The organism is Micromonospora sp. NPDC051924, from assembly GCF_055586005.1.
The window spans coordinates 246,231-255,407 of the sequence record NZ_JBVJJA010000004.1 but is presented as its reverse complement, the minus strand read 5'-3'; the positions used below and the strand labels follow the sequence as shown (position 1 = coordinate 255,407).

8 protein-coding genes are annotated in these 9,177 nt (G+C 74.4%); 3 read left to right on the top strand and 5 right to left on the bottom strand.

Going from position 1 to position 9,177, the window contains the following annotated elements; all coding sequences use genetic code 11:
* The first annotated feature begins 206 nt into the window (after window positions 1-206).
* Complete coding sequence (locus ACZ6S5_RS04985) at window positions 207-974, top strand: enoyl-CoA hydratase/isomerase family protein (protein WP_465997831.1); 768 nt, start codon at window positions 207-209, stop codon at window positions 972-974.
* A 150-nt stretch (window positions 975-1,124) separates the two neighbouring features.
* Here ACZ6S5_RS04985 and ACZ6S5_RS04980 read toward each other — a convergent pair whose 3' ends face one another.
* The 3 genes from ACZ6S5_RS04980 to ACZ6S5_RS04970 form a co-directional block, all read right to left on the bottom strand.
* On the bottom strand, window positions 1,125-1,568 hold the full coding sequence (locus ACZ6S5_RS04980; RefSeq protein ID WP_465997829.1) for an HNH endonuclease: 444 nt from the start codon (window positions 1,566-1,568) through the stop codon (window positions 1,125-1,127).
* Window positions 1,569-1,838: 270 nt separating this feature from the next.
* Window positions 1,839-3,377: an FAD-dependent oxidoreductase gene (locus ACZ6S5_RS04975; RefSeq protein WP_465997827.1), complete on the bottom strand. Its 1,539-nt coding sequence runs from the start codon at window positions 3,375-3,377 to the stop codon at window positions 1,839-1,841.
* A 38-nt stretch (window positions 3,378-3,415) separates the two neighbouring features.
* Entirely contained in the window at window positions 3,416-3,907 is a 492-nt protein-coding gene (locus tag ACZ6S5_RS04970) for an MSMEG_6728 family protein (RefSeq protein WP_465997825.1), read from the bottom strand.
* Between the two features lie 87 nt (window positions 3,908-3,994).
* Between ACZ6S5_RS04970 and ACZ6S5_RS04965 the strand changes: the two genes are divergently transcribed.
* Window positions 3,995-5,776 (top strand): potassium channel family protein, encoded by a 1,782-nt coding sequence (locus tag ACZ6S5_RS04965; RefSeq protein WP_465997823.1) that lies wholly within the window; start codon window positions 3,995-3,997, stop codon window positions 5,774-5,776.
* 6 nt (window positions 5,777-5,782) lie between these two features.
* Here ACZ6S5_RS04965 and ACZ6S5_RS04960 read toward each other — a convergent pair whose 3' ends face one another.
* Both ACZ6S5_RS04960 and ACZ6S5_RS04955 read right to left on the bottom strand, forming a co-directional pair.
* Window positions 5,783-7,024, bottom strand: coding sequence for an APC family permease (locus ACZ6S5_RS04960; RefSeq protein WP_465997822.1), 1,242 nt, complete (start codon window positions 7,022-7,024; stop codon window positions 5,783-5,785).
* Window positions 7,025-7,033: 9 nt separating this feature from the next.
* Window positions 7,034-7,795, bottom strand: coding sequence for a phosphatase PAP2 family protein (locus ACZ6S5_RS04955; RefSeq protein WP_465997820.1), 762 nt, complete (start codon window positions 7,793-7,795; stop codon window positions 7,034-7,036).
* A 111-nt stretch (window positions 7,796-7,906) separates the two neighbouring features.
* Here ACZ6S5_RS04955 and ACZ6S5_RS04950 point away from each other — a divergent pair, with 111 nt between their 5' ends.
* Window positions 7,907-9,118 (top strand): DUF4032 domain-containing protein, encoded by a 1,212-nt coding sequence (locus ACZ6S5_RS04950; RefSeq protein WP_465997818.1) that lies wholly within the window; start codon window positions 7,907-7,909, stop codon window positions 9,116-9,118.
* The last annotated feature ends 59 nt before the right edge of the window (window positions 9,119-9,177 follow it).

Sequence of the window (9,177 nt, the reverse complement as noted above, 5' to 3'; positions counted from 1 at the left end):
CTGGCCGCCTACGCCGGCCAGACCGTCACCCTGAAGTTCACCGGCACCGAGGACATCTCCCTGCAGACGTCCTTCGTCATCGACGACACCGCGGTCAACGTCTCCTGACGTAGCCGCCCGACCCCGGGGCCCGGCGGCCACCCCCTGCGGGTGGTCGCCGGGCCCCGCCGTTATGGTCGGCCCGATCGGCGGTGCGAGGGGGAGAGATGTCGGATGCGGAGCTGACCGTCACGGTGACCGGCGCGCTGGCCACCGTGGTGATCCGGAACCCGGCCCGCCGCAACGCGATGACCCCGGCCATGTGGCGGCAGCTGCCGGTGCTGCTCGACGGTCTCGAGGCCGACCCCGCCGTACGCGCCCTGGTGCTCACCGGCGCCGACGGCACGTTCTGCGCCGGTGCCGACCTCGGCGACCTGGACGAGCTGCTGGAGGCCGGGGACGGCAGCATCGCGGTCGCCGCCGAGGAACGGCTGGCCTCGTTCGCCAAGCCCACCGTGGCCGCGATCCGGGGCGCCTGCGTGGGCGGCGGCTGCCAGCTCGCCGTCGCCTGCGATCTGCGGCTGGCCGCCGAGGACGCGCGGTTCGGCGTACCGCCGGCGAAGCTGGGGCTGGTCTATCCCGCGCCGACCACCCGCCGGCTGGCCCGGTTGGTCGGACCGTCCGCCGCCAAGCACCTGCTGTTCACCAGCGAGCTGGTCGACGCCGGGCGGGCGCTGCGGATCGGCCTGGTCGACGAGTTGCTCCCCGCCGACGCGCTGGCCGCCCGGGTGGAGGCCGTCACCGCCGCCATCGCCGCGCGCTCCCGGCTCACCGTCACGGCGGCCAAGGAGATCATCGACGATCGCGCCGACGACGACCGGATCGCCTGGTGGCACGGGCAGGTCCGGGCCAGCGGCGAGGCCCGCGAGGGCGTGGCGGCGGCCAACGAGCGTCGCCCGCCGCGCTTCACCTGGACCCCACCCGTCGCCGACTGACCGTCGCCACCGGGCTTGATCGACTCGGGTTGCGGCAGGTCGGGGTCTCGCCGATCGCGGACACCGCGATCTGCCGCAAGTCGAGGGACCGGCGGGCGCCGCGCCGGAGGCGTACCCCCGACGCGACCCCCTGTGCCCGCCGGCCGTCCGTCACCGCCCGGCCATCGCGGCCCAGCTCGGCGTCCCCGGCTCGCGCCGCAGCGGCATGCCCGCCTCGGCCGGCGTCCGGTCGCCCTTGCGCTGGTTGCAGTCGTAGCAGGCGGCAGTCGTGTTCTTCCAGGTGTTCCGGCCGCCCCGCGAGCGGGGCAGGATGTGGTCGACGGTGCTGGCCGAGGCGTCGCAGTACGCGCAGCGCCGGCCGTCGCGGCGCAGCACCCCGCCCCGGGACCAGGCCGGCCCGGCGCTGAACCGCCAACGGGTGACGACGTACCGGACGAGACGGACCACGCGCGGCATCGGGAACACACCGATGACCTGGTCCGGCTCGGCCTCGTGGATCTCGGCGACCCGCCGGCAGAGCATCCGGATCGCGTGCTGGACGGTGACCCGGTGCAACGGGCCGAGGTCGGCGTTGATGACGAGGACGGCGTCCACCGGGCTCTCCCTTCACGATCGGTGGTACGGCAACGAAAAACCGCCCGGTCACGGGACCGGGCGGCGGTGGGACGGACGCGGGTAGGCGTCAGTCCGGCCATCCGGTGCGGGGACCTTCGGCTCGGCAACCATCGACGGGCAGCGTCGACGAGACGCACGTGACGTGCGACAACGACATGGCATACTCCCGGCGGGCTGGTTGACCTTGCGGGGATCACGGTAGGGCGGGGCCCCGACGGCGGGCAACGGATTTCGATGCCCGACGCGGAGTCACCGCGTGGCGTGGCGGCCGGCCAGCAGGCCGCGCGGGCGTACCGAGCGGACCGGCTCGGCGGCCGCGCCCTCCGCCCGCAGGATGTGGTTGGCGGCCACGATCCCGGTCGCCGCCGAGCGCTCCATCAGCGCGCTGGGGAACTCGGTGCGGATGCCGTCGCCGGCCAGGTAGAGGCCGTCGGCGTCGGTGCGTACCCCCGGGCGCTCCGCGTGGCTGCCCGGGGTGAACGCCGGCGCCCGGGCCTCGACCCGCGCGCGCAGCTCGCGGACCCGCAGCCCGGCCGCCTCCGGCCAGAGCGCGGCCAGCTCGATCCGCATCCGTTCGGCCAGCTCGTCGGCGGGCACGCCCGGCTCGCAGGCGTACGCGTGCAGCTCGACGACCGAGCCGCCGGTGCGCGCGGCCCAGCGGCGCGGCTCGTCCTCCAGCCGGTGGTAGAGCGTCACCGAGTCCAGGGTGGCCTGTCGGGAGACCCCGCTGAACACCGCCCGGTCCGGGTGGACGTCGCCGTCCAGCCAGTACCGCGCCACCGCGTACGGCGGACCGGGGGTGCCGAACGCGGGCATCCGCGCCACCAGCCGGGGTGCCGCCGCGACCAGGCCGGGGGAGGCGGCGACCAGCGCGGCGAGCGCCGGCGGGTCGACGGCGAGCACCACGTGCCCGGCCTCGTGGGCCGTGCCGTCGGTGGTGGCCACCCGCCAGCCGCCCGGCGTCCGGTCCAGCCGGGTGGCGGCCGTGCCGGTGCGCACCCGGCCCCCGTGCTGCTCCACGTGCCGGGCCAGCGGCTCCCAGATCGCCGTCGCGTAGTCCCGGTCCGGGCAGTCGAACGCCAGTCCCTCCGGGTTGCCGAGCAGGTAGAAGTGGAACTGGGCGATCATCTCGGCGGCCGACATCTCGGCCTCGTGGTTGAAGAACGAGTGGGAGAAGACCTCGAAGAGCATCGCCCGGGCCCGGTCCGGCAGCCGCAGCGAGGTGAGCAGCTCGTCGGCGGTCCGCCCGTCGAACGCGGCGTAGGTGCGGACCGGGTCGTAGGCGAGCAGCGGCAGCGCGGCGTCCCGATCCATCGACCGCAGGTCGGCCAGGCGCACGCTCGGGCTGCGCAGCAGCAGCGCCAGCAGGTTCGCCGGGGGCGCCGGCGGCAGCTTGCCGAACTCCTCCGTCGGCCACTCGGCGGACAGGATCGGGTAGCCGGGGACCGGCGTGAGGAAGCCCAGGCCGGGGTCGACCCGGCGGAGGATCGACCGCCAGTTGTAGTACTGCCGGAAGAACGCGTGGAAGCCGTGCTCGGTGCGCTGCGGGCCGTCCGGCAGCTCCTCCGGCCAGGCGCCGAGCCGGCCGCCCAGGGTCGGCGCGGCCTCCAGCATGGTCACGTCCACCCCGCGCTCGGCCAGCACCACCGCCGCCGACATGCCGGCGATGCCGCCGCCCACCACCACCGCCCGCACCGGGCGCGGCACCCGGGGGGCGCCACCGCCGCCCGGGTCCACCACGTGCTCGCGTACGCCGATGAGCCGACCGACCACTTGCGACAGTGCCATGTGCACCTTCCCGGCAGACGGAGTTCCAGTCTGCCGGCTCACCCGTCCCGGGGCAGCAGACAGCGCCGCTCACGATCGGAGGGGGGCCAGACGTACTCCAGGTCGGGCGGGACGTCGTCGAACCGGGGGCCGTAGTGCCCGGGGTCCTTGCGCAGCAGCGACGACCGGTGGCTGCGGTGCACGTCCTCCCGGCCCAGCCAGGGCGGCAGCTCGCCGGCCTCGGCCAGCTCGGCCTGGGTGCGGACGGTCGTCACGCCGCAGGCGGTGGCCAGGTCTACGGCCATGGTCGCCGCGCAGGTGTCCGCCCGGCCCGGCTCGCACCACACCGCGCACATGTCCAGCCCGTACCGGGTCAGCGCCTCCTCGTACCCGGCCCACATCTTCACCGCCGGGTGGTTGCGCCAGCCGTAATCGGGTCGGGTCAGGCCGCGCAGCACCTGGATGGTCTCCACCCGCTGCTTGCCCAGCCGCTTCGGGTCCAGCACGCGGGCGCTGGCCAGGAAGTCCGGGTACGGGAGGAACGTCTGCATGGCGCTCCTCTACCCGTACTCGGGGACACCATGCGTTCATGATCAAGGGGGCTGCGCGGACGGCGATCGACTGACTACCATCCGGGCATGGCCGAGCCCCTGCGCGACCGCGCGCGCCGCGCGACCGGATGGCGGCTCCGGATGAACGGGGACGGCCGTCCGCACTACGTGGTCTGCGGCAACGACCCGCTTGCGTACTGGGTGGTCCGCTCCCTGCTGGCCACCGAGTCCCCCGCCGGGCGGGTCCGGGTCACCCTGGTGGTGCCGGAGCGCCGCCGCTCCGACGGGCCGGACGGCCGGGACCTCGACGGCGTCCAGGTGATCCTCGCCGACCGGCTCGACGAGGCCACCTTCCGCCGGGCCGGGCTGGCCGGCGCGGCCGGGTTGGCCCTGCTGCACCAGGACGACGTGGGCAACATGCACGCGGCGCTCTGCGCCCAGGAGGTCGAGCCCCGGCTGCGACTGGTGGTACGCATGTTCAACACCAGCCTCGCCAACGGCCTGCGGGAGTTCTTCCCCGACTCGACGGTCCTCTCCGACGCGTCGATGGCCGCGCCGGCGTTCGTCGCCGCGGCGCTGGGCGAGCTGGCCCCCACCCACTTCCGGCACGCCGGGCGCACCCTCTACGCGGCCCGCCGCGCCGACGTACGCCCGCAGGACGTGCTCTGCGGCCTGGCCGTCACCACCGACCCGGAGCTGATCCGGGTGCTCCCCGCCGACGAGCCGTCGGCCGACGTGGTGCTGGCCGAGGCGACCGGGCAGCCGGCCGGCACCGAGCTGGCCGCCCGCCGGCTGGCCCGGGCCCGGCGGCGCCGGGAGCCCGTGGTGGTGCTGCTCCGGGCGGTGCGCAGCTTCGCCACCCGCAAGATCGGCGTCGCGGTGCTGGCGCTGCTGGCGGTGATCGCCCTGCTCGGCTGGCTGAACGCCCGCGCGGCGGGGGTGAACTGGTCGGACGCGCTCTACCTCACGCTGGTCACCACGTTGAGCGGGCAGGATCCCGACCTCAACAAGCCGGTCGCCGCGCAGGTCATGCAGGTGGTGCTCAACCTGGCCGGGTTGGCGCTGATCCCGCTGATCACCGCCGCGGTGGTCGACGGCATCGTCAACGCCCGGCTCGCCCTGCACACCGGCCGGATCCAACCCGACCGCGCCGGGCACGTGGTGGTGGTCGGGCTGGGCAACATCGGCACCCGGGTGATGGCCCAGCTCAACGACTTCGGGGTCGAGGTGGTGGCCATCGACCGGAACCCCGACGCGCGGGGCGCCTCGCTCGCGCACCGGCTGGGCGTACCGCTGATCGTCGGGGACGCCGGGCTGGAGGAGACCCTGCGGGCCGCCTCCGTGGCCACCTGCCAGGCCCTGGTCGTGGTCTCCACCGACGACGGGACCAACCTGCGGGCCGCGTTGAACGCCCGCAGCCTCGACCCCGACCTACGGGTGGTGCTGCGCCTCTTCGACGGCGATTTCGCCGAGCGGATCCAGCGCGCGTTCGGCATCGGCATCTCGCGCAGCGTGTCCTACCTCGCCGCGCCCGCGTTCGCGGCGGCGCTGCTGGACCGCGCGGTGATCGCCACCATCCCGGTCGGCCGGCACGCGTTGCTGGTCACCGAGGTGCCGGTGATGGCCGGCTCCCCGCTGGACGGCCGCCCGCTCGCGGCGGTGGCCCGTCCCGGCGAGGTACGCCTGCTCGCGTACACCCGGTCCAGCCAGAAGACCGACTGGTCGGCCGACCCGCGGATGGTGATCCACGCGGGTGACCGGCTCACCGTGGTGGCCCGGCGGGCCGGGCTGAGTGCCCTGCTCCGGGAGACCACCCCGGCCCCGCCCGAGCCGGCCGGCACGCCGGCGCCCCGGCAGCCGGAGGAGTGACCCGGGTCAGCCGCGAGCCACGACGTGGCGGAGGGCGTACCAGAGCGCGCCGAGGGCGAGGACGCCGAAACCGGCGAGCACGCTGGCCACCGGCAGGCTCACGGCCAGCACCAGGCAGCCCACCAGCCCCAGCGCGGCGATGAGCTGCACCGGAACCTTCCGGGCCGGCTCCCGGCCCAGCGTCAGCGCGGAGGCGTTGGCGATCGCGTAGTAGACCAGCACCGTGCAGCTGGAGAAGCCGATCGCGCCGCGGACGTCGCCGAGGGCCACCACCACGATCACCACGGCGGCCACGGCCAGTTCGGCGCGGTGCGGCACCTTGTAGCGGGGGTGCACCGCCGCCAGCGCGCCCGGCAGGTCCCGGCGGCGGGCCATCGCCAGGATGGTCCGGCCCACCCCGGCGAGCAGGGAGAGCAGCACCCCGGTCACCGCGACGGTCGCGCCGGCGCGGACCAGCCAGACCAGGCCGGGCAGCCCGGCCACCCGGACCACCTCGGCCAGCGGCGCGGCCGCGGCGGCCAGCCGCTGCTCGCCCAGCACCCCGAGCGCGACCACGGCCAGCACCAGGTAGATCGCGAGCACCACACCGAGGGCGAGCGGCACCGCGCGGGGGATGGTGCGTCGCGGCTCGCGTACCTCCTCGCCGAGGGTCGCGATCCGGGCGTACCCGGCGAAGGCGAAGAAGAGGAGGCCGGCGGCCGTCAGCACGCCCCGGATGCCGGTCTCCGCCACGCCGTCGAGCCGGTCGAGGGAGACGTGCGGGGCGCCGGTCACCGCGACCACCGCCAGGACGGTGAGCACGATCCCGACCAGCACCCGGGTGGCGGTGGCGGTCTTGCCGATGCCGCGCAGGTTCACCGCGGTCACCACCACCACCGCGAGGACCGCGACCAGCCGCGCCCGCCCCGGCCAGAGGTACGCCCCGATGGTCAGCGCCATCGCCGCGCAGCTCGCGGTCTTGCCGACCACGAACCCCCAACCGGCGAGGAAACCGGCGAACGGGTGCAGGCGTTCCCGGCCGTAGACGTAGGTGCCGCCGGACTCGGGGTAGCGGGCGGCGAGCCGGGCCGAGCTGGTCGCGTTGCAGTAGGCGATGAAGCCGGCCAGGGACAGCGCGGCCAGCAGCCCGGCGCCGCCGGCCGCCGCCGCGGCCGGCGCGAAGACCACGAAGACGCCCGCGCCGAGCATCGACCCCAGACCGATGACCACCGCATCGGGTACGCCCAGCCGCCGCGTCAGTTGATCCACAACCGCACCTTAGGGGTAGGAGGTGAACGGCCGGTCCCAGTACCGCAACCGTGCCGGCAACGGCAGGCCGTCCCAGGGCACCCGGTGCAGCAGCCGGTCCAGCAGCAGCCCGAGCAGCAGCCCGGCGAGACCGTCGGTGAGCCAGTGGAAGTTCAGGTAGGTCGTGGTGACCAGCAGGATCGCCGGCGGCGCCACGCGGATCAGCCGGTACCAGCCGGCGGACAGGCGACCGTTCGTCAGCGCGACGAGCAGCAGCGCGATCACCCCGTACCAGATGATGGCGTTGGCGACGTGCCCCGAGGGGTAGGACATCGAGTACGCACCGGCCGGCAGGTGGTTGAAGATCCGTACCGCCTCCTCGGGCGGCAGGAACGGCTCCTTCACCGAGGCGCTGGGGGCGGCCCGGTCGGTCCAGACCTTCAGCGGGCCGATGGTGAAGTAGGTGAGCACGAAGGTGCCCGCGAACAGCACCAGCGGCCGGACCGAGTGCCGGCGCCAGGCGACCGCCAGGGCGAGTGCCACGGAGACCGGCATCAGCAGTTGGCCGCCCTGCCCGAGCAGGTTGAAAACCCGTGCGGTCCAGTAGAGCGGGGCCGGATCGTGGGCGAACGCCCAGGCGCTCACGTCGAGGTCGAGGCCGAGCAGCAGCCCCTCGGCGAGCGCCACGGTCAGCCCGACCAGGGCGGCCAGCAGCAGCCCGTCGAACCACCAGCCGGCCGGTCGGACGGGCCGGAGCCGCAGCTTCTCGCGTACCTCCGTGGTGTCCCGCACGCGACCACGCTACCGGCCGGCCGGGGCACCGGGCCGGCGCGGGCGTCGGCGGCTGTGTGCCGGCCCACGAAGGGAAGCGCTCGGCCGGGGTGAGCGGTCACACTTGTGGCCGTGCGGATCACCTCGGCCCTCGTCGACCCGGCGCTGCTCGACCTTCCCTGGTCGACCCCGCTGGAGGAGTGGCCTGCCCAGCACCTGGTCGCGCTGCCGCAGGGCATCTCGCGGCACATCGTGCGCTTCGTCCGCCTCGGCGACTACGTGTACGCGGTGAAGGAGACCGGCGAGCGGGTCGCCGAGCGGGAGTACGACCTGCTCCGGGCCCTGGAGCGGATCGACTTCCCGTCGGTCGAGGCGGTCGCGATCGTGGCCGACCGGCAGAGTGACGACGGTGAGCCGCTGGACCCGGTGCTGATCACCCGGCACCTCCAGTTCTCGCTGCCCTACCGCGCGCTGTTCTCCCGGACGCTGCGGCCGGAGACGATGAACCGGCTGCTCGACGCGCTGGCGGTGCTGCTGGTACGGATGCACATCACCGGCTTCTTCTGGGGCGACTGCTCGCTGTCCAACACGCTGTTCCGCCGTGACGCCGGCGCGTTCGCCGCGTACCTGGTGGACGCCGAGACCGGGGCACTGCGCAACTCGCTCTCCAACGGCCAGCGCGGTGAGGACCTGGAGATCGCCCGGGTCAACATCTTCGGCGAGGCGCTCGACCTCCAGGCCGCCGGGCTGCTGCACGAGTCGATCGACCCGGAGATGGTCTGCGAGGAGGTCGTGCAGCGCTACGAGCGGCTCTGGCACGAGATCACCTACGAGCAGCAGATCGAGCGGGAGGCCCGACACCACATCGAGGGCCGGATCCGCCGCCTCAACGAGCTGGGCTTCGACGTCGCCGAGGTGGCCATGTCGACCGCGGACAACGGGCGGTACCTGGTCCGCCCGAAGGTGGTCGACGTCGGCTACCACACCCGCCGACTGCTCCGGCTCACCGGCCTGGACGCCGAGGAGAATCAGGCCCGCAAGCTCCTGAACGACCTGGACGCGTACCGGGTGGAGAGCGACCTGACCGACGAGCAGCAGGCCGCGCACCGTTGGCTGACCGAGGTGTTCGAGCCGGTGGTCCGGGCGGTGCCGGCGCACCTGCGTCGCAAGCTGGAGCCGCAGGAGCTCTTCGCGCAGATCATCGAGCACAAGTGGCTGCTCTCCGAGCAGGCCGGTCGGGACGTCGGGATGCGCCACGCGGTGCAGTCGTACCTGTCGGACGTGCTCGTGCACCGCCCCGACGAGCAGGCCGTCCTCGGCGTCGAGGTCCCCACCGCCGGCTGACCCCGCCCAGCCCCGCATGGCGCTTGATCCACTCATGTTGCGGCAGTACGCGGTCTCCG

Excerpts from the sequence above, each read along its gene's own strand:
- ACZ6S5_RS04985 (WP_465997831.1), top strand. The coding sequence starts at position 207 with ATGTCGGATGCGGAGCTGACCGTCACGGTGACCGGCGCGCTGGCCACC.
- ACZ6S5_RS04975 (WP_465997827.1), bottom strand. The coding sequence starts at position 3,377 with ATGGCACTGTCGCAAGTGGTCGGTCGGCTCATCGGCGTACGCGAGCAC.
- ACZ6S5_RS04970 (WP_465997825.1), bottom strand. The coding sequence starts at position 3,907 with ATGCAGACGTTCCTCCCGTACCCGGACTTCCTGGCCAGCGCCCGCGTG.
- ACZ6S5_RS04965 (WP_465997823.1), top strand. The coding sequence starts at position 3,995 with ATGGCCGAGCCCCTGCGCGACCGCGCGCGCCGCGCGACCGGATGGCGG.